At 34.8% G+C, this 19407-nt stretch carries 22 protein-coding genes, 1 pseudogene and 2 other annotated features; of the genes and pseudogenes, 20 read left to right on the top strand and 3 right to left on the bottom strand.

All coding sequences use genetic code 11. The features are described from left to right. Positions 1-44: 44 nt before the first annotated feature. The 9 genes and pseudogenes from AN964_RS13645 (at position 45) to AN964_RS13605 (ending at position 7239) form a co-directional block, all read left to right on the top strand. Positions 45-857, top strand: coding sequence for a DeoR/GlpR family DNA-binding transcription regulator (locus AN964_RS13645; protein ID WP_055740205.1), 813 nt, complete (start codon positions 45-47; stop codon positions 855-857). Further along, on the top strand, positions 841-2151 hold the full coding sequence (gene murA, locus AN964_RS13640) for a UDP-N-acetylglucosamine 1-carboxyvinyltransferase (RefSeq protein WP_340832204.1): 1311 nt from the start codon (positions 841-843) through the stop codon (positions 2149-2151). The genes AN964_RS13645 and murA overlap by 17 nt, the downstream gene beginning before the upstream one ends. Beyond that, the gene (locus AN964_RS13635; protein WP_152982422.1) at positions 2141-2758 is read left to right on the top strand and encodes an NUDIX hydrolase; all 618 of its coding nucleotides are present in this window, start codon (positions 2141-2143) and stop codon (positions 2756-2758) included. Before murA ends, AN964_RS13635 begins: the two co-directional genes overlap by 11 nt. A gap of 46 nt (positions 2759-2804) precedes the next feature. Continuing rightward, positions 2805-3212 (top strand): NUDIX hydrolase, encoded by a 408-nt coding sequence (locus tag AN964_RS13630; protein ID WP_055740203.1) that lies wholly within the window; start codon positions 2805-2807, stop codon positions 3210-3212. Positions 3213-3231: 19 nt separating this feature from the next. Continuing rightward, positions 3232-3543, top strand: a pseudogene (locus tag AN964_RS13625) (class I SAM-dependent methyltransferase); the annotation flags it as partial. Positions 3544-3648: 105 nt separating this feature from the next. After that, complete coding sequence (locus AN964_RS13620; protein ID WP_055740201.1) at positions 3649-4104, top strand: 2-thiouracil desulfurase family protein; 456 nt, start codon at positions 3649-3651, stop codon at positions 4102-4104. A 130-nt stretch (positions 4105-4234) separates the two neighbouring features. Beyond that, complete coding sequence (locus tag AN964_RS13615; protein ID WP_055740200.1) at positions 4235-4762, top strand: DinB family protein; 528 nt, start codon at positions 4235-4237, stop codon at positions 4760-4762. 117 nt (positions 4763-4879) lie between these two features. Further along, positions 4880-5135: a binding site (T-box leader), on the top strand. 66 nt (positions 5136-5201) lie between these two features. Further along, complete coding sequence (lysS, locus tag AN964_RS13610; RefSeq protein ID WP_055740199.1) at positions 5202-6761, top strand: lysine--tRNA ligase; 1560 nt, start codon at positions 5202-5204, stop codon at positions 6759-6761. Positions 6762-6936: 175 nt separating this feature from the next. Beyond that, on the top strand, positions 6937-7239 hold the full coding sequence (locus tag AN964_RS13605; protein WP_055740198.1) for a hypothetical protein: 303 nt from the start codon (positions 6937-6939) through the stop codon (positions 7237-7239). A 132-nt stretch (positions 7240-7371) separates the two neighbouring features. On the opposite strand, the gene AN964_RS13600 is transcribed toward AN964_RS13605, so the two are convergent. Continuing rightward, the gene (locus AN964_RS13600) at positions 7372-9021 is read right to left on the bottom strand and encodes a M4 family metallopeptidase (protein ID WP_083489447.1); all 1650 of its coding nucleotides are present in this window, start codon (positions 9019-9021) and stop codon (positions 7372-7374) included. A 309-nt stretch (positions 9022-9330) separates the two neighbouring features. Between AN964_RS13600 and AN964_RS13595 the strand changes: the two genes are divergently transcribed. The 3 genes from AN964_RS13595 (at position 9331) to AN964_RS13585 (ending at position 11107) form a co-directional block, all read left to right on the top strand. Next, positions 9331-9909 (top strand): hypothetical protein, encoded by a 579-nt coding sequence (locus tag AN964_RS13595; RefSeq protein ID WP_055740196.1) that lies wholly within the window; start codon positions 9331-9333, stop codon positions 9907-9909. Then, complete coding sequence (gene sipW, locus AN964_RS13590) at positions 9881-10423, top strand: signal peptidase I SipW (protein WP_055741241.1); 543 nt, start codon at positions 9881-9883, stop codon at positions 10421-10423. Before AN964_RS13595 ends, sipW begins: the two co-directional genes overlap by 29 nt. Positions 10424-10507: 84 nt before the next feature. After that, positions 10508-11107, top strand: a complete 600-nt coding sequence (locus AN964_RS13585; protein WP_055740195.1) for a TasA family protein — start codon at positions 10508-10510, stop codon at positions 11105-11107. 73 nt (positions 11108-11180) lie between these two features. On the opposite strand, the gene AN964_RS13580 is transcribed toward AN964_RS13585, so the two are convergent. Continuing rightward, entirely contained in the window at positions 11181-12419 is a 1239-nt protein-coding gene (locus AN964_RS13580) for a helix-turn-helix domain-containing protein (protein WP_055740194.1), read from the bottom strand. 332 nt (positions 12420-12751) lie between these two features. On the opposite strand from AN964_RS13580, the gene AN964_RS13575 reads away from it, so the two are divergent. The 4 genes from AN964_RS13575 (at position 12752) to AN964_RS13560 (ending at position 14564) form a co-directional block, all read left to right on the top strand. After that, positions 12752-13156, top strand: a complete 405-nt coding sequence (locus tag AN964_RS13575) for a GNAT family N-acetyltransferase (RefSeq protein WP_055740193.1) — start codon at positions 12752-12754, stop codon at positions 13154-13156. A gap of 104 nt (positions 13157-13260) precedes the next feature. Further along, the gene (locus AN964_RS13570) at positions 13261-13830 is read left to right on the top strand and encodes a GNAT family N-acetyltransferase (RefSeq protein WP_055740192.1); all 570 of its coding nucleotides are present in this window, start codon (positions 13261-13263) and stop codon (positions 13828-13830) included. 82 nt (positions 13831-13912) lie between these two features. Continuing rightward, the gene (locus AN964_RS13565; RefSeq protein WP_055740191.1) at positions 13913-14398 is read left to right on the top strand and encodes a tetratricopeptide repeat protein; all 486 of its coding nucleotides are present in this window, start codon (positions 13913-13915) and stop codon (positions 14396-14398) included. After that, a complete protein-coding gene (locus AN964_RS13560; protein ID WP_055740190.1) occupies positions 14385-14564 on the top strand; it encodes a hypothetical protein in 180 nt (59 codons plus the stop codon). Before AN964_RS13565 ends, AN964_RS13560 begins: the two co-directional genes overlap by 14 nt. 111 nt (positions 14565-14675) lie before the next feature. Here the strand turns inward: AN964_RS13560 and AN964_RS13555 are convergent, their stop codons facing one another. Continuing rightward, positions 14676-15491: a pentapeptide repeat-containing protein gene (locus AN964_RS13555; protein ID WP_055740189.1), complete on the bottom strand. Its 816-nt coding sequence runs from the start codon at positions 15489-15491 to the stop codon at positions 14676-14678. A gap of 384 nt (positions 15492-15875) precedes the next feature. On the opposite strand from AN964_RS13555, the gene AN964_RS27105 reads away from it, so the two are divergent. The 4 genes from AN964_RS27105 (at position 15876) to metG (ending at position 19314) form a co-directional block, all read left to right on the top strand. Beyond that, entirely contained in the window at positions 15876-16184 is a 309-nt protein-coding gene (locus AN964_RS27105) for a hypothetical protein (RefSeq protein WP_235950551.1), read from the top strand. Next, positions 16181-16507: a GyrI-like domain-containing protein gene (locus AN964_RS27100; RefSeq protein ID WP_235950549.1), complete on the top strand. Its 327-nt coding sequence runs from the start codon at positions 16181-16183 to the stop codon at positions 16505-16507. Before AN964_RS27105 ends, AN964_RS27100 begins: the two co-directional genes overlap by 4 nt. A 238-nt stretch (positions 16508-16745) precedes the next feature. Then, a complete protein-coding gene (locus AN964_RS13545; protein WP_055740188.1) occupies positions 16746-17171 on the top strand; it encodes a DUF1801 domain-containing protein in 426 nt (141 codons plus the stop codon). Positions 17172-17241: 70 nt separating this feature from the next. Then, positions 17242-17515, top strand: a binding site (T-box leader). Between the two features lie 164 nt (positions 17516-17679). Next, positions 17680-19314 carry a methionine--tRNA ligase gene (metG, locus tag AN964_RS13540; protein ID WP_055740187.1) on the top strand — a complete coding sequence of 545 codons (1635 nt, stop codon included), beginning with the start codon at positions 17680-17682 and terminating at the stop codon, positions 19312-19314. Positions 19315-19407 lie beyond the last annotated feature (93 nt).

The following is a 19407-nucleotide window of genomic DNA, read 5'->3' as shown; positions in this document are numbered from 1 at the left end:
CTGAATAAGATGGAATTAATGAAATTCTGAAAGGATGTTTTTACATGTTGGCTGAGGAACGCAGACATAAGATACTGGACATCATTGAAAAGGAAGGTCGTGTCATTGCAAAAGATCTAGCCGATATGTTTGAGATATCCATAGATTCAATTCGAAGAGATCTAACGATAATGGAAGAACAGGGTTTGCTTCAAAAAACATATGGGGGAGCGATTCTAAATAATCCAACCCCTAAGGTACGTACATTGCCACAACCTGAATCCACAAGATATGGATTGGGGGCTGCGCATCAAAATGCGATATCTAAGTTTGCTGCCTCTTTCATCCATGTACATGATACTGTATTTATTGGTGGTGCCGGCATTCAATTTGGAATGTTAAAGTATTTACCATCTGATTTTCCATATACCGTTATTACAAATTCCATAAAAATTGCAGAAGTAATAAGAAAACGAGAAAATATCACTTCCTACTTAATTGGGGGAAAATTAAGAGCTGAATCTGCAGGAAGTATGATTGATACGCTCGCTATCGAAATGGTTCGAAAATTTACCTTAGACATAAGTTTTTTAACTGGAGGAGGTATTGATTCACTCGGCATTAGTACTGCAACTCCAGAAGGAGCAGCATTTACTCATGCTGTTTCCCAAGTTTCACGGAAAAATATTTGTTTAGCTCCACATGAAAAGATTGGGCATCGTATGTTTGTCATGTCTGTTCCAATTGAAGAAATTGATTTAATGATTACGGATCAAGGTGCACCGGAGCTACCTATTCAGGAAATAAAAAGAAAACATGTTAAAGTTGTATTCGCAGAAGAGAAGGAAACGGAGTGTGTAAATGATGAAATGGCTTAAAGTAGAACAAACACCGCAATTACAAGGAAGCGTAAAAATACCAGGGTCCAAGAATAGTTCTTTAGCCTTGCTTGCTGCAGCTTGCCTTGCCGATGATACTGTTATATTGAAAGGAATTCCAAATATATCAGATTATCGTGTAATTTGTGAGATTGTCAAAGAAATGGGAGTTGAAATAGAAAGAGATACTGATGACGCAGTGCATATCAACTCCAATAAAATTTTCCATACAACGATTGATCCTAAGAAATCATCCTCCTTTAGAACCGCATATTATTTTATCGGTGCATTACTGTCCAAGTTTGGAAAAGTGTCACTTGGTTATCCAGGAGGAGACAATTTTGTTAGCCGTCCCATTGATCAGCATATAAAGGCTTTAGAAAAAATGGGAGCGAAATTCACATTTCATGAAGATTATTACGAAGTGGAAGCGGAAGAATTAACAGGTGCAACCATTTATTTTGACACCATAACATCTGGTGCAACCATCAACAGCATGCTTGCAGCAGCCCGTGCAAAAGGGACCACTATTTTAATGAATGCAGCCCGTGATCCCGAGGTAGTGGATACTGCTATGCTTCTCAATAAAATGGGGGCAAATATTAGCGGTGCTGGAACGGATACGATTAAGATTACTGGGGTTTCACAATTGAATGGTTGTACACATACGGTTATACCAGATCGATTAATTGCTGGCGCGTTTTTAATTTCTGCTGGAATGACTGGTGGTACGGTTACGGTCCAAGACATTGTACCGGAGCACTTAAGGACTTTTATATCTAAATTACAAGAGATTGGACTAGAATTTATGGTAGAAGGAAATACCATTACTTCCTACTCGACTGGAAAAATTAGAGCAACAAGAGTTCGGACAGGTATGTATCCGGGATTTCCAACAGATGTGCAGCAGCCTTTGACTGCCCTTCTTACGCAAGCGGATGGGAAAAGTATCATCAGTGAAAAGGTCTATCCTAATCGTTTCAATCACGTCCAACAATTAATAAGAATGGGAGCGGATATTAAAGTTCGTTCAGGTGTTGCCTTTATAAAGGGAAAAACACATTTAAAAAGCTCCGTCGTTCACGCATCCGATATTCGTGCAGGGATATGTTTAATACTCGCAGGTTTGGCAGCAGAAGGTCAAACAGCGATTACTGGGGTACAGCATATTGAACGCGGGTATGAAAATGTGGTAGAAGCCTTTCAATCACTAGGGGCAAGAATTACTTTACAGGATTCTAACCTTTCACATAATGACATCGAGAAAGTTGGAGGTGTTTATCATTCCCTATAAATGGCTGGAATGGGCACAAAGAATCCAGGCAATTTCTCAAGCAGGTCTAACCTTTTCGAACAATGAATATGATAAAGAACGGTATGAAGAATTGAGAAGTATTAGTTCTGAAATTGTGGAAGAATATACGGATCATGAAATGAAGACCATTAAGGAATTATTTACAGATGAAACTGGTTATCCAACACCAAAAGTGGATGTCCGCGGGGTATTGTTCCATGATAATAAAATACTGCTGGTAAGGGAAAAAAATGATGATAAATGGTCTTTACCAGGTGGATTTTGTGAGGTAGGGTTATCAGCAAAAGAAAATGTTGTGAAAGAAATAAAAGAAGAAGCTGGCTTTAATGTTAAACCGACAAAATTACTTGCATTGTTTGATATGAGAAAACATGGGCACTCTCCACAGGCATTTCATTATTATAAAATTTTTATTCAATGTGAAATTATTGATGGTCAAGCGAAAACCGGTATTGAGACTAACGATATTGGCTTTTTCAGTGAGAAAAATTTGCCACAGCTTTCAGTGAAAAGAAATACAATGTCTCAAATTAAAATGATGTTTGAGTTTTTAAGAAATCCAAATAAGGAAACAATCTTGGATTAATTTCATTGCCGCTTCTTTAATGCCTATAAGGAAGGATTGATCTAGATTGAGCGAACCTAAACATTTTGTGTCAGCTGGTGCAGTTGTTATAGACGATGAAGGAAAGTTATTGCTTATTCGCGGACCAAGAAGAGGCTGGGAACAACCTGGTGGACAAGTTGAATTAGGTGAATCTATCGAAGAAGCGGTCAAAAGGGAAGTAAAGGAAGAAACAGGGATAGATATTGAAGTTACAAAATTTTGCGGCATCTATCAAAATTTGCAAGCTAATGTTTGCTCAACTTGTTGGTTAGGCAAAGCTATTGGTGGAGAACTACAAACGTCCAGTGAAAGTTTAGAGGTAGGCTTTTACACCATTGAAGAGGCTTTAAAGATGGTAACATGGCCAACTTTTAAAGACAGAATACTAAAAAGTTTAAATGAAGGTGAACATCCGTTTTTTGTGGCATTTTGAAAGGGAAAGTGGGAAGGGCATGGATAAAATATTAAACTATTACAATCAATTCGATGAGTGGGGAAGATTGGATAGAGAGCCCATAGAATTTCTTGTAAATTGGCATTTTATTGAAAAATATTTACCTCCTATTGGAAGTGTTCTTGATAATGGTGCCGGACCAGGAAAATATTCTATGAAATTAGCTAAAAAAGGCTATAAAGTAACCCTTACAGATTTAACTCCTAAACTAGTTAATATTGCTGAAGTTAAGGCGGAAGAGCTTGGTTTAACCGAACGATTCGATGGCTTTTTTACCGCTGATGCTCGTGACCTTTCAATTTTTTACGATCTCCATCTTCTCGGTATCTCTTCCCATTTATTATACATTGGCAGAAAGAAATAATTTACGATTTAGTTAATGAATAAAATTCAAATATTTTTTTGAGGAGAAAAAATGATATTAGTCAGCTCTTGTTTAGCAGGATTAAATGTTAGATACAATGGGACAAATTGTTTGGATAATAAAATTCAAAAATTAATAGATGAGAAACTGGCATTAACCGTATGCCCAGAACTTCTAGGTGGTTTTTCTATTCCAAGAGAACCCGCAGAAATTGTCGGCGGTAATGGAGAAGATGTTTTAGATGGTAAAGCTAAAGTGGTTGAAAAATCAGGTAAAGATGTAACAGAATTGTATGTAAAAGGTGCATATGAAACTTTAAAAAAGGCACAAGAGGTTAAAGCAAGTGTTGTCGTTCTTAAGGAGTATAGTCCTTCTTGTGGAAGCTCAATGATTTATAATGGAGAATTTAAGGATAAAAAAATAGCAGGTAATGGAGTCACGACTGCCTTGCTTAAAAGGAACGGAATTAACGTTGTTTCAGAGGAGAGACTGGATGATTTCCTATAGACTAAATCTAGAAGTACAGGGACGGTTCATTTGTTTCAATGATACAAATGAACCGTCCTTTTGCATATAAATAAAACAAGGCAAATGTCAGCGCGTATATTATTTAAGATAACAACAAGGGGGATATGTTATGAATCTGAATTTTAAAGAAGCTATCGAAATATTAGAGCGTACACCGCAAACATTAGAGTGTTTTTTGTCCGGTTTGTCTGAAGGATGGTTGAAATGTAATGAAGGTAAAGATACTTGGAATGTCAGGGAAGTAGTGGAACATTTAATAGAAGCGGAGACAAATAATTGGATTCCAAGATTGGAATGGATTCTTCAAGTAGGTGAAAATCAAGTATTCCCTCCTTTTGATCGTTTTTCGCATTTAAATGAAAAAAAGGAGCAAGCATTAGACCAAATTTTAATGGAATTTAAATCAATTAGAACACAAAATTTATCAACACTTAAAACTATCATTAATCCTGAAATGCACTTCGATTTGACAGGTGTACATCCCGAATTCGGTCAGGTGAAATTAAGTGAATTATTATCCACATGGGTGGTTCATGATTTAACACATATTGCCCAAATTGTCCGTATAATGGCTGAAAGATACAGAGAAGACGTTGGACCATGGAATGCTTATTTGGGGATTTTAAATAGGAAATGATTCCATTTATATTTTGGTGGTAACGATTTTGAGCATGATCTGTAAGCAGAAACTTCATATTTTTGAATTTTATTGTTGAAAAGGATAAATGAATTTGTTATCATCATTTCCAATAACTAGAGAGCGACGAAGAGATAAGTAAATAAGAAGGAACATTACAGAGACCCTCGGTTGGTGAAAAGAGGGATGGAAATTCTTATTGAAAAAAGCCTCTGAGCTTCGTACGGAACTAAGTACCTACTTAGGGATGCTGCGACGGTTTCCCCCGTTACAGGGATAGGGTATCGCATTTAATGCCGTACCTGATGAGGCTTATTGAGCAATCAATAAGCAAACTGAGGTGGTACCGCGAAGTCAAACTCTCGCCCTCAAGATTGAAAATCTTGGAGGTGAGAGTTTTTTTTGTTCTTCTAAAATCATTTAAAATGAGGTGAAAAAAATGCATTGGGCATTTCAAATTGCAGAAAAACTAATAGAAAAGTATCCAGCAAAGAATGTTTTTACCTGTGCATCCGGTATCAGTCCTTCAGGTTCTGTTCATATTGGCAATTTTAGAGAAATCGTAACGACGTTTTTCGTTGTTAAAGCACTAGAAAGCTTAGGCAAAAAAACAAGGTTCATTTTTTCCTGGGATGATTTTGACAGACTGAGAAAGGTACCACAAAATGTTGCTTCAACGTACGAATCATACATTGGCATGCCTTATTCAGAAGTTCCAAGTCCTTCAGGTAAAGGTTCCTATGCTCAATATTTTGAAAAACAGTTAGAAGATTCGTTACAAGCTTTTGGAATTGAACCTCAGTTTATCTATCAGAGTATAGAATATCGCTCTGGAAGATATTTATCCCATATACAAACTGCGATGAAAAAGAGAAGAGAGATTTATGACATCCTTATGCGATTTAATACGGAGGAACCAACAATAGAAGAAAGAGAAGATTTTTATCCGTTAAGTTTATATTGTCAAAGTTGTAATAAAGATACTACTACCATTACTTCATTTGATGAAAACTCAGGTAATTTGGAATACCGGTGTATCTGTGGAAACAAAGATATGCAAACATTGATGCACTCAAACAATCTAAAGCTTAATTGGAAAGTAGATTGGGCAATGCGTTGGATGGCAGAGGATGTCATTTTTGAACCTGGCGGCAGGGATCATTCATCTGCAACTGGCAGTTATAATGTTTCTAAAGTGATGGCGAAGGAAATTTTTCAATATGAAGCACCGGAATATATTGCATATGAGTTTATCGGATTAAAAGGTATTAAAGAGAAAATGTCCAGCTCTTCCGGAAACGTTATTACACCAAATGAATTATTAAAGGTATATATTCCTGAACTTATCCTATTTATGTTTGCAAAGTACAAACCAAGTTCTGCTTTCAATATTGGATTAGATGAAGATGTACTGCGAAATTATTCCGAGTTTGAACGGTATAGAACTTCTTATGAACGAGGCACATTAACAGATGAGGATATTAAGATTTCATTAGAATTAGCGGGAGTGAAAGGGATAAATAGACAACCGAATTTCAACCAAGTGGCAGGAATCTTCCCACTTATTGATTTTAAAATGAATGCATTACAAACATCTTTAAGACAAAATGGCGATGATTTTACCATAAAAGAGATAAAGCCAATAAGCGATAGAGTTTCCTATTGGATTAAGCATTGGAATCAACAGCGCTTAGTAAAAATAAATCAAGAGAGAAATACCACGTACTACAAAACTTTATCGCAGAAGCAAAATGAAAAAATTGACCAGCTGGCAAAGCTTCTTTCAACGGAACAAACTTTGACAGGAGACGCTTTACTGAGCAGAATTTATGCCTTATGTCATCATGAAAATAAAAAGAAAATGCGAGAATGCCAAAAGAAATTATTTGAAGATGTATATCAGTTATTAATCAACGAGGACAATGGACCTCGCTTTCCAATCCTTTTTAGTGCGATAGGAAGAGAAAAGGTGATTGAATTACTTACATTTAGTAAGTAGTGAAAGCCTCAGCTTTAAGTGGAGGCATTTTTTTACTTACGAATGAAACATATATAATGTTATTGCGTATATTTTTTATGAGATTATTTCTAATTGGGAATAGAAAGTGCTGTTCTATCTATAAGTCATTGTAATAAAAGTATATTTATTCTAAATCCTAAGGGGAGTTGAAATAATGACGATAGTATTAGAGTTATTGAGAATTATTTTTATAATGTTCCTTTTTGTTGGTGCTATTGTTTCGATGATCCATAATTTGTACTCAAAAATTGGAGTGAATTCTGACTATTATTTATGGATGGAGTTTATTGCAACTTTCCTCCTGTTTTTTGTTCTTTATAGAAATAAATTGCAATTTAGTGGTTGGTATAAAGGTAGAGGGAAAGAAAAACTTCCAAAGAATATAGCAAAATGGCTAGTTATTTGCGCTATATTATTATGGATATTACCACTTTTCCTTAGCCTCTTCTTAAAATAACCAGTATGGTCGGGATATATAATAGATCTGAATGCTAGTGCTTATATTTGAGATAGGCATTAGGAATTTTGTGTTACAATTCAGTTTATATAAAAAAAGAAGGTTGGGACTTTTTTTAAAGTCCCACCTTTTTTAATGGACGCCTACCGCGTCATATGCATTTGAGACGGCTTGCACTTCTGGAGATGGTTGGCCATTCTTATCAGGATAGAGATCTCGTGCTGCTTGAGTAACGGCTTGGCGCATTTGGCTAAAGTCGGAAGAGGAAGTTAAGTATAGGGTTAAAGCACGATAGAAAATTTTCTCTGCTTTTGATTTTCCAATTCCGTTTACGGTTACACCGTAGTGAGTGCCTCCTGCAGTAATTAAATAGGCTGCTTTATTATTAATACTACTGTTGATATGGACTCCGCCATTGTCGGCTGTCCCCAAATAGCGTTGATCATAGTGATCAGGATAATAGCCAGATTCTGTATATCCACCAATGTATATAGAAGCTGGATCACTCAATGAACGTAAACCATCCCCTGCTTTATCCGGTGTATAGATATCTTCTCCCATTAGCCATAATCCATCATCCGTTTTATTCTCAATAAAAGATCCCATAATATCTGCCATGGATTCATTAAGGGCTCCTGATTCGCCTTCATACTCTAAATCAGCGGTATTGGATATTACACCGTGGGTCATTTCATGACCAATAACATCTAACCCACCCGATAAAGATATCATATTTTTGCCGTCTCCATCTCCGTAGAGCATTTGTTTTCCATTCCATGCGGCATTATTCCATTTATCCCCTATGTGAACAGTTGAGATAATTTTCATTCCCTTATCATCCAAAGAGTTTCTTTTAAAAGTTTTTTGATAGTAATCAAAAACTTTATCTGCATTTATATGTGCTGATACTGCTGCGGGATCATAGAAGAATGTAGATGGGCTTGATACTTCACTTCCCGTGTAGCCAAATAATGCTGAGAAGATGATAAAAATATTAGTATCTAAGTGATTGGCCGTAAATGTGTTAATTCCATTACCGCGTGTTCCATCAAATAAATAACTCTTTCCATCAGTGCCATTATTTATCGCAGGAAAAGCTTGCATCTTGCCAAAAACATCCATTCCGCGTCCTTGAATTGGTGTCCCATCGGTTTGAAGTCCCGCCTCTTGGATAGCATTAAAACTATGAATAATATCTCCGTTGGTGGCATCAATAAAGTAATGCCAATATCCAGGAGCAGGAGTCGAAGTGGATGCTTTTACTTGATATGCAAGATAGCTCTTACCTTTATATGGGTAAATGATTAGCTGCGAATCGATGTCGCCATCGTAGTTTTTAACCTCTCCTATTTGTTTTTCAATGTCTTGTTTGGCAACATCAACAGCTTTTTCATTAGAGATGGAGGCAGTTGTAGACATTACGCTGCGTGCTGTTAAAGTAGGTGTTACTTTACCAAAGTATGCAAACACATTATTGTCCTTATCCAGTGCAATAGTTTGATCGGATCCGTAAATTGGGATGCCATTAAATTGTTGAACTGTACGCACATGATAAGTTTGAGTTTCTTTGTCAAATTGTTCATGAGTAATTTTATACTGATCCTTTATATCTCCGGACGATTTAAATAATTTACTTTTTGATTGTAGAAATGCATATACAGCTTCTTGTTTGCTAAGACCTTTTGGGGCTTCCCATGTTCCAATAATAGAGGAAGGGGTTTTTAATTGTTGGTTATACTTTATTGTTTCCGCCGCAAATGAATGTTGAATTGGCAGTGCCATTCCTCCGAAAGTAATAGATGCTGCTGCCAATACTGCCGGGATTACCTTTTTGATATTTTTCTTATCTTTCTTCAAACTAGTCACCTCTCCATAAATTTTTGAATTTCAACACCATTATTCGGAATTTTCAATTTAGCGTCAATAGTTTGCGTATTGGGTTATTTTTTTCGGTATTTTTACGGATTTTAAGTATCTTTGATAAAAAATAAACTAAAAATGGACAAATTTTCATATAAAATAACCCAATTTACAACATTCTGAAAATTAGTTACGATGAGCACAAATATGAATTGGTAAAGGAGAGTGGGAATGACAAGGATTAATAAATGGGGGATTTTTTTCTGCTTATGCTGTATTTGCTTTTTCTTAGGAACTAAATTAGTAGGAAAAACAGAGGCGAGTTTTTCCAGTCAAGTTTTTCTTGGCAAAATATCCATGACTTCTGCATTTGTTTTTCCAGCAACTATTATTGATTTAAAAGAGAGGGCATTCACTATTGCAAATAGTATTGATCAATACTTTAAAACGATGAAACAACCATCAAATAAACTTGGATTTTCCGAGGTTGAAGATAGGTTAGACAGAGCAATTAGGATCAAACAATATATCAATTCATTTTTCGTGATAAATAACGAGTTGGCCGGTTATTATCAACGGGTTCATAATGATTCAGACCTTAAATATGTAGTGGATGGATATAGAAATGTGAACGATCTTATTAACGAGAAAAGAATAACAGAGCGTTCTCAACAAATCGATGAAATGATTGAATTTTATATAGAGAAGTTAAAACTGTTGGAGCAAGAAGAAAAAAATAAAAATTCACAAGAGAAGGTGAGGGCGGAGCATGATGAAAAATATGAAAAAGATATTTCGAATCTCAGGTAGAGTTATAAGCGGGATTGTTTTAGTTCTAATGTGCTGTTTGGTGATCCTAGTTCTCTCCTCTAGAGCTTCAGGGGGTGAACCTACCATTTTTGGCTATCAAGTCAAGGTTGTATTATCTGGTTCAATGGAGCCTACATTTAAAACCGGCTCGATAATCGCTATTAAATTGGGGGATTCAAAAAGTTCATATCATAAGAAAGATGTCATCACATTTAAAGATGGAGAAAAGTTAATCACCCATAGAATTATCAAGGTAAAAGAAGTGAATGGACAACCACTGTACAAAACAAAGGGAGATAATAATGACGCTCCAGACATGAATATGGTAATGCCTAAAAATGTCGTAGGAAAATATACTAATTTTACCATTCCCTATATGGGATATGTCATTAACTATGCTACTTCTAAGATAGGTGCGGCACTCCTGCTTATTATACCTGGGGTTATGTTAGTACTTTCATCCGTTTGGTCCATCTTGAGAACAATGAAAGAAGTAGAAGTGAAAAATGCTTAAAAATTAGGTATTACTCTTATTTATCAAATCTGTAGTGATAATTAAGAGATAAATAGATTTAACCATAATAGAGGAGGAATAAATATGAGTTTAACCAAAAAAGTAACAAAAGGATTTATTACAGCGGCATTGGGATTTTCATTAATAGGAGGAGGTACATATGCATACTTTAGTGACACGGAAGCAACTAATAACACATTTGCTGCTGGTACATTAGATTTATCCGTTAATCCTTCAACCGTTGTGAATGTGAATAATATTAAACCCGGTGACGAAATTAAACGTGAATTTCAATTAACTAATAATGGATCACTTGCCATTTCAAAGGTGTTATTAAACACGGATTACAAAGTAGACGATGCAAAATTAAATGGTAAGGAAAATACAGAAGATATGGCTAAGCATATTAAAGTAACGATCCTCTATAACCAAAATAATGCCAGTACACCAGTTATCGAGACAACATTATACGATTTAAAAAATCAAACCCCAGATCTTACACAAATAGACACTCTTTCTGGACCAAAAGCGGATGGGCTTGCACCAGGCGAGAAAAATAAAATGATTGTACTGTTTGAATTTAAAGATAAAGGTCAGGATCAAAATCAATTCCAAGGAGATGCATTGCAAGTGGAATGGAAGTTCAATGCCGAGCAAGCGTCAGGGTCATTGAACGAAGGTTAATAAATAAAAAGCCCATGTTAGTCGACATAGAAAACATAAAGGTTGGGTTGCATGGGCTTTTAATAATTAGTATTTATGAATTGGTAGCGATGAAAATATTTGAAATATGAAAAGCTTTTAAAGGTTGCTCTGTTTCAACATAATGGTCATATAGTTTTCTTCCAAATAAATGAATCCAACGGGTACTGTTACTTTCTTTAAAATAGGGGAGAGCATTTTTTTCAAGAAAGGTATAGTATTGATCCATTTGTTTGTCAATGTTCAGAATGACAAGCTTAAATAAAATGATATAAAGCTGATTATTGAACTGTTTGGCGAGTGAAATTCCTTCATGTGCTTTCTTTAGTAATATAGTTTTACGAAGTAATTTACCTTCTGCACAAGTATTAACATAATTATATAATCTTTTAAGATAAGTCATTGTAGCTTTTTCGGCAAGTTTTAATGCAGCATCGTAACATTTTTGGGCCTTCACATATTCTCCTCTATTATAATACTCTAGACCGAGATTGCTTAGAAACATTCCTTGTTTATCCGTTGCCCCAAATACTTCACTATCATGAATTAAGTTTTGGTACCGTTCTTCCAGTTCTTTAAAGTCAATTTCGCTGCCAATTTGCAATAAGATAATAGATTCTGCATTAAATGCATGTAAGTAATTGTTTGTTTTTTTAAAGTATTTTAGTGCTTTTTCCGCATAAATATAAGACATCATTTTCGAGCCAATATAATGATAGGCAACAGATAGATGATAAAAGTATTCTTGGTTCCCGTATTCTTCAATATTAATACGTTTTAAAAGCTGAAGTGCTACATCTTCGTTTTTAAAATCGGTTGAATGAAAAAGATGATAAATACCAAATGCATGCCAAAGCAGGTTTCTTTCAAATGGGGTTAGCTCATCCTGTTTATTATTGAGATTGTTTAAAATTTGAACTGCCTTTTCATCCTCTTCATAAAATAGAAAGTATCTAGCTAAAATTAATTGATAAAGCGATGCATATTTATAAAAATGAATATATGGTGATGAATCAAGGTTTTCCTTTATTGATTCTATAGCTTTTCTTCTTTTCATAATAATAGCATGGTGCCAGTTATGCAGTTGTTTTTCAATGTTTTGAAAGGTTTCCATTTCTTTATGGACATCAATTTGCAAACGTTCTGAAAAAAGGGTAATAATTTCCGGAGAGTATGCAGTTTTTCCATTTTCAATCTTACTGACATGTGTAGTTGTACATATTCCTTCTCCGAGTTGTGCTTGAGTTATTCCATTCCTTTCACGAAAAACTTTAATAATTTCCCCCACATGCATGTAAATATCCTCCCTTAATCATCTAATCTTTTTATTCATTAGGCAGTATATTTATTAAGTTAGGATAATATTTGCTGTAAATGTACAATAATCCTTTAGAATTTACATAATCAGGATGAATATCCTATGTTTTCAAATTTTAAGTGAATTAGATAGGACAATTGAATGAGAATGGATAGGAAAATTGGAACAGAGAGATGCAAAAAGGAAACCAATATGATGTTAAAAGCGTATATACTATGAATCGTAAAGGCTTCTTATTGATTTTACCAGTTTTATTTCTAAAATAATTAGTATCAAAATACATACAAAAATAAAGGGATGAAAACGTGTTGAAACCAATAATATATACAACTAAGCAGCCTGAGAGTTTTAAACAATTACTTAAATTATATGAAGCTTTAGGCTGGAATTCATTAAATTTATCAGAAATCGATTTAGAAAAAATGTGTAAGCAAAGCTGGTATACTATATATGCATTTGATGAAGATAAAATGGTCGGAATGGGACGTGTGATTTCGGATGGAGTGATTACCGGAATAATATGCGGAGTTTGTGTACTGCCGGCATATCAGTCTAAGGGAATCGGTAAAGCAATAGTCGATCAGTTGGTTCAACATTGTGAAGAAAACCGAGTTATTCCTCAGCTAATGTGTGTAGAAGGATTGGAACCCTATTATGTATCATTGGGGTTTAGGAAGTTCTCAATTGGAATGACAAGAAATATTACTCATTAGACTTAATGTCTTTCGTGGTAAGTCAAATTTGTGATTTTAATAGAATTGCAAATTGCCTAAAGTGGTTTATTAGAATAAAAATATCAATAAAGGAGTAAAGGACATTGGGGAATATTGAAATCAGAAGACCGAGACAGGAGGACCAAGCAGAACTGCACCAATTTTTCAATCACGTCATAAGCGAAACTTTTGCTAATGAGGGATTGTCTGAATTAGTGGATGATATTGAAAAAGAAATTGTTCAAAAGCAGAAATTACTAGAATGTGATTTAGAAAGCAAAGGGGAAGAGCGTTTCTTTTGGATTGCTGTAGATACAAGAGAAAATAAAATTGTCGGTACTATTGAATATGGTGCTTCGAGTGAGCTTATCAATATTTGCTCAAATGGTGAATTAAAAGATGTCGTCGAGATTGGCACTCTATTTGTTCATCCTGATCACCAAAGGAAGGGGATTGGAACACTTCTCTTAAATGTAATCTTTATTACTCTCCAAAGCAGGGGAATCACGAAATTCTGTTTGGACAGCGGGTATTCTAATGCACAGAAAATATGGAAAAAGAAATTTGGAGAACCGGATTATTTACTGAGAGATTACTGGGGTACGGGGAGTGACCATATGATTTGGAAAAGACAGACCTCAGATATGGCAATTATGTTTAATAAATTCTTGTAACCATAATTTTATAAATTAAAGGGAAAATCCTAGATCGCTAGGAATCTATATTTTGTAATCATATAAGTTGGAGAGGATCAAGTTGAAAAAAGAATTAGAAAAAGCAATAGAGCTGCGAAATAATGATGATTATCAAGAATCGAACAAACTATTAATAGAGCTGGTTGAAAATGATCCAAATGATGCATTCATTAATTATCAATGTGCTTGGAGTTTTGATGTTTTAGGAGAGGAATCAAGAGCTGTCCCTTATTATGAAAAAGCGATTAGGTTAGGATTGTCAGGGAAAGAATTAGAAGGTGCCTTATTGGGCTTAGGAAGTACATATAGAACACTAGGAGAATATGAAAAATCTCAAGAAACATTTTTAAAAGGGATAAAATTATTCCCAAATAATATGGCCATTCAGGCTTTTTACTCAATGACTCTATATAATTTAAACGAGTATAGTGCAGCTATGGAGCTATTACTTAAATGTTTGGTAGATACGACATCGGACAAAGATATTTTACAGTATCGGAAAGCAATAGATTTTTATGCTGATAAATTGGATAATGTTTGGAAGTGATCTTTTCCTTAAAAAGACAAATGGCAAAGAGGGGAGTGGAGGCGGTTCTGGACATATGCATCATACCTTCATTGTTTCGCCGCCTTTATCGGAAAATCTATCAGGAATTGAATTGCTTTTATTTACGTTTTGGGAAGATCAGGAAAGTCATCATTTTGTTATTTAACTTAATTAATGGCAGGCATTCGAGATTAAACACTTTTGAATGATAAAGTATAATGAAAAAGAACCCCAATTTTATTAGGTTGGGGTTAAGATAAGTTTAATTGGTGATATCTCATTTCCAATGGTCAGGACTCTTTAATGATGGTGGTAATTTCGTGTTTCTATCACCCTTCGCCGCATTCACTTGTGCCTGTGTCAAAAAAATACTTCCTGTAAGATTTGCACCACTTAAATCGGCATCTCTAAAGTCTGCCCCAATTAGGTCCGTCATTCTTAAGTCTGCATCTCTTAGATCCGCAGCAATTAACAGCACTCCTCTTAAACTAGCGCCTTTTAAATCCGCACCTTTAAGTTTTGCGCCAATTAAGTCATACTGGATTTTCTTCTTAAACTTCTTGTTAAGGGTTTTAGCTCTAACCAGTTCACTTGTGCGCAAAAGTAATTCATTAACCTTTGATCGATGCTCATGAACATTAATATTTAAAATATTTTCTGGGCTTTGTTTCGTAAGGAGTTCCGTTTCCTCATACATAACATGCAATTGTTGGTGGATAGGTTTGGAAGCTTCCGTGTTCAGAGCTTCGTGTAAATACCAAAGCATCTCGTGAAGCTGCTGTACTATAGGAAACACATTAAACATTTCCATAGCTTGTTCTGCATCATTCCGCCAATCATTTCCTTCATAGATTACTTGAGAAACTTTTTGCCCAGCACCAAAGCATTCATAAGCAGCACATCCTCGAAACCCTTTATTTCTAAGATCTTTATGGATACTGCATTGGAAATTTGGCTTTAAGTTTCTGCATGGAGTTCCGCTATCTTTATCGAAAGCAAAATCTGCAGATTTCGCATATGGTAATGCGACACAACACAAACCAAAGCAATTTTCACAATCTGGTTTTAAGTGATTTATAGATTCATTTGACAATGGTTACACATCCTTCAATAGCAACCTGATTATCTATACAAAAAAGTATAATATGCTATTTCAATAATAATCAATTATAAACAAAAATTTATGACTACAAAATATTTTTGAGTTTAATAAATATTATAAATTTTCCATTTAGTGTTTGAAATGTTATAAAATATAATTGAGAAACTATGTTAAACCTTGTTATTGATATTGGAGTCTCTTGAATTTCATCTATTGCTCGAATCAGCTTTTATTGATATACATACAGGAAGTAATGAGTAGTAACAAATTAAGGTTGAATCTGTTCGGCAGGAGTATATTATAAAGTGAAAATAGGTTAATAAACACACTCGTTGTGTCAAAGTGGGTTATTCAATAAAAGGGAGATGTTATTATTTGGACAAAAAGGTAGATTATAAAAAAGATTATAAGCAACTCTATATGCCTAAAATGTCGCCGGAAATTGTAGTAGTACCGAGGATGTCATTTTTTATGGTCAATGGTTCTGGGGACCCTAACGGGGAAGAATTCGCCATGGCAACAGAAGCGTTGTACAGTATGAGTTATGCGGTGAGAATGTCATACAAAAGTGAAAATGTACCAGCTGGATACTATAAATATACGGTTTTTCCACTCGAGGGCTTATGGGACTTGATTGATCAAAGCCCGCGACAGACAAAAGCAATTTTAAGTACACGATTATGATACGCCAACCAGATTTTTTGACTGAAGAACATTTTGAACGATTTTTGGAACAGTCGAAAAGGAAAAGGCCAAGCCCATTCCTAAAGAAAATTCGGTTTGAACATGCCGAAGAGGGATTGAGTTGTCAAATGATGCATATTGGAAGCTTTGACGATGAACCAGAAAGCTTTACACGAATGGAAGCGTTTTGTTTAGAACATGGTTATATTCGTTCAAGCAAAATTCATCGGGAAATTTATTTGTCAGATCCTCGTAAGACTGAACCGGCAAAGTTGAAAACGGTGTTAAGATTCCCAGTAAAAAAAACTGATATTCGGAAGTAGAAATAGATTTACCCATAAACAAACGGTTACGATGGGGGTTCAATTAGTAAACCAATTGTTCGTGTGGTGTGTGGAAAATCGTTAACTCAAATTAAATGGATTGTTAATAGTTCTAGCATGATTGAATGCCCTATTAATTTACTGTTTAAAATAGAAGTAATAAGAAAAGGATCGTTTTTTAGTATTATTTGAAAAAGTCGTGTTCCAATAAAATATAAAAAATGGAGAGTCAAAAATTATGTATGAATTAAAAACAAAAGAAACCGATCATAATGTTATTGATTTTATTGAAAAAATTGAAACACCTAAAAAAAAGGAAGATGCTTATACATTATTAGATATTTTTACCGAGGCAACTGGTCATCAGGCGAAAATGTGGGGAACGAGCATCATTGGTTTTGGTTCTTATCATTATAAATATAAATCCGGCCATGAAGGTGATGCACCGCTTGTCGGATTTTCACCCCGAAAATCGAAAATAAGTCTATATTTATCTCCATGTGAAGATGGTCCTCAAAAAGAGTTATTAAAGGATTTTGGAAAACATACAACTGGGAAAGCATGTGTTTATATTAATAAAGTAGCAGATATAAATATTGAAGTACTAATTTCATTAATTAAGCACTCCATTCAATTTATAAAAGAAGCATATCCCGAACAGTAAAATTAAATGTATTTATTTTTTTTATATTGACATTGGAATATTTATTTTATAAATTATGATTAATAAAAAAATAAAGGCAATGAAGAGAAAAAGTAAAATGATTTTGTTTTTCAAAAGAGAGCTTCGGTAGCTGAAAAGAAGCAAAAATAAACATTTGAAAAATGGTCTCTGAGCTTCGTACTGAACATACTTTTCGTATTAGTAGGCTGCGACGAGTTTTGACTCTCGTTATCAACGTCACAGTATAAGAGTAAAAGTTTTACTCCGTACTTGCTGAGGCAAATAGTGTGAACTATTTGTGAAATAAGGTGGTATCACGTGGGTATTCAAACCTCGTCCTTAACTATTTTTAGTTGAGGGCGGGGTTTTTTGTTTTCAAATATCAATACTCAATAGGGGATTTAGGTGCCTAAAACACAGGGAAGGTAGGAAAAATGGTCACCAAAAGGCAAGATAGGTGCCCAAAACCCAGGAAGAAGAGGAAAAAAGGATATAGGAGGTAATTAAAATGAGTGTTTTTATCGGTGGAGCGTGGGCTTATGCAAATGGCTCCCTACATTTAGGTCATATTTCAAGCTTGCTTCCGGGTGATATTTTAGCAAGATATTATCGTTTAAAAGGAGAAAAAGTATTATATATTTCCGGCAGTGATTGTAATGGAACACCTATTACCATTAGGGCAAAGCAGGAAGGAATTTCACCGAAAGAGATTGCTGACCGGTATCATCAGGAATTTGAAGATTGTTTTTCAAGATTAGGATTTTCATACGATATTTACACAAGAACAGATACACAGCATCATCATAAAGTCGTACAAGAGATTTTTTTAGATCTACTCGATAAAGGGTTAATTTACAAAAAAGAAGTGGAACAAACTTATTGCGAACATTGTGAGCAGTTCTTGCCTGATCGATTTGTAGAAGGACTTTGCCCCTCTTGCAAAGAGACTGCGCGAGGAGATCAATGTGATCATTGTTCGGCTATTTTAGAACCGCTTGAGTTGCTTGAACGAAAGTGTAAAATTTGTGGTCATCCTCCGACGACAAAATTCACCGAGCATTTTTACTTTGCACTAAGCTCTTTTCAGGTTTTTTTGGAGAACTATGTACATGACGCTGAAAATAAAAAGCTTTGGAGAGAAAATGCTGTTTCTTTAACAAAACGTTATTTAAAGGAAGGACTACAGGACAGGGCAGTCTCAAGAGATTTGCCTATTGGGGTAAGTGTTCCAATCGAAGGTTATGAGGAAAAGAAAATTTATGTATGGATAGAAGCTGTATCAGGTTATTACTCAGCAAGTAAGCTTTGGGCGAAAGAAACAAATAATGATGATTCCATCTTTTGGAACTCCTCGGCAAAATCTTATTATGTTCATGGGAAGGATAATATTCCGTTTCATTCGATCATTTGGCCAGGAATCCTCGCCGGTTTCGGGAAGGAACGATTACCAACACATATCGTTTCGAATGAATATTTAACTTTAGAAAAGAAGAAATTGTCCACCAGTAAAAACTGGGCGGTCTGGGTTCCGGATATATTAGAAAAATATGATCCAGATTCCATACGCTATTTCCTTACGATAAATTCTCCAGAGAGCAGAGATGCTGATTTTTCTTGGAGAGATTTCATTTATAGTCATAATAGTGAATTATTAGGCGGGTACGGAAACTTCGTAAATCGGACATTGAAATTTATACAAAAATCGTTTGATGGAGTCATTCCTAACAAAATCATTACCCCTGCTATTGAGAAGAAAATAAATGATTTATACAGGGAAGTAGGAAATTGTATAGAAAATACTGCTTTCAAAAGAGCACTGGAAAAAGCATTCGAACTTGTCAGATATTCAAATAAGTACTTTGATGAAAGGCAGCCTTGGATAGAGATAAAGGAAGATATCGAGTCTTGTAAACAAACTATTGCTGATTGTGTTTATTTAATAGCTAATTTAGCATATATCTTGATGCCATTCCTTCCTTTTTCGAGCTCTAAGGTAAAAGAAATGTTAAAAACAACGGAAACAGAATGGAAAGCATTTTATGTTAATTCTTTGCAATTATCAAATGTGGAACCATTATTTGAAAGAATAGACCTCACAAGAATAGAAGAAGAACTGGAAAAGTTAAATAGCCAAAGTGTTTGAAAGAATGAAGTAAAACGTTATTAATATAAAATAAGAAGTGCATTAATTACGCAAATTCTAATTAGGGTTTGCGCTTTTTTTGTTAAATAATAT

The organism is Heyndrickxia shackletonii (genome assembly GCF_001420715.1).
Lineage (GTDB): Bacteria > Bacillota > Bacilli > Bacillales > Bacillaceae_C > Margalitia > Margalitia shackletonii.
This window is presented reverse-complemented; position numbering and strand designations above follow the sequence as displayed.

Excerpts from the sequence above, each read along its gene's own strand:
- AN964_RS13645 (WP_055740205.1), top strand. The coding sequence starts at position 45 with ATGTTGGCTGAGGAACGCAGACATAAGATACTGGACATCATTGAAAAG.
- murA (WP_340832204.1), top strand. The coding sequence starts at position 841 with ATGATGAAATGGCTTAAAGTAGAACAAACACCGCAATTACAAGGAAGC.
- AN964_RS13620 (WP_055740201.1), top strand. The coding sequence starts at position 3,649 with ATGATATTAGTCAGCTCTTGTTTAGCAGGATTAAATGTTAGATACAAT.
- AN964_RS13615 (WP_055740200.1), top strand. The coding sequence starts at position 4,235 with ATGAATCTGAATTTTAAAGAAGCTATCGAAATATTAGAGCGTACACCG.
- lysS (WP_055740199.1), top strand. The coding sequence starts at position 5,202 with ATGCATTGGGCATTTCAAATTGCAGAAAAACTAATAGAAAAGTATCCA.
- AN964_RS13605 (WP_055740198.1), top strand. The coding sequence starts at position 6,937 with ATGACGATAGTATTAGAGTTATTGAGAATTATTTTTATAATGTTCCTT.
- AN964_RS13600 (WP_083489447.1), bottom strand. The coding sequence starts at position 9,021 with ATGGCACTGCCAATTCAACATTCATTTGCGGCGGAAACAATAAAGTAT.
- AN964_RS13595 (WP_055740196.1), top strand. The coding sequence starts at position 9,331 with ATGACAAGGATTAATAAATGGGGGATTTTTTTCTGCTTATGCTGTATT.
- sipW (WP_055741241.1), top strand. The coding sequence starts at position 9,881 with ATGAAAAAGATATTTCGAATCTCAGGTAGAGTTATAAGCGGGATTGTT.
- AN964_RS13585 (WP_055740195.1), top strand. The coding sequence starts at position 10,508 with ATGAGTTTAACCAAAAAAGTAACAAAAGGATTTATTACAGCGGCATTG.
- AN964_RS13580 (WP_055740194.1), bottom strand. The coding sequence starts at position 12,419 with ATGCATGTGGGGGAAATTATTAAAGTTTTTCGTGAAAGGAATGGAATA.
- AN964_RS13560 (WP_055740190.1), top strand. The coding sequence starts at position 14,385 with ATGTTTGGAAGTGATCTTTTCCTTAAAAAGACAAATGGCAAAGAGGGG.
- AN964_RS27100 (WP_235950549.1), top strand. The coding sequence starts at position 16,181 with ATGATACGCCAACCAGATTTTTTGACTGAAGAACATTTTGAACGATTT.
- AN964_RS13545 (WP_055740188.1), top strand. The coding sequence starts at position 16,746 with ATGTATGAATTAAAAACAAAAGAAACCGATCATAATGTTATTGATTTT.
- metG (WP_055740187.1), top strand. The coding sequence starts at position 17,680 with ATGAGTGTTTTTATCGGTGGAGCGTGGGCTTATGCAAATGGCTCCCTA.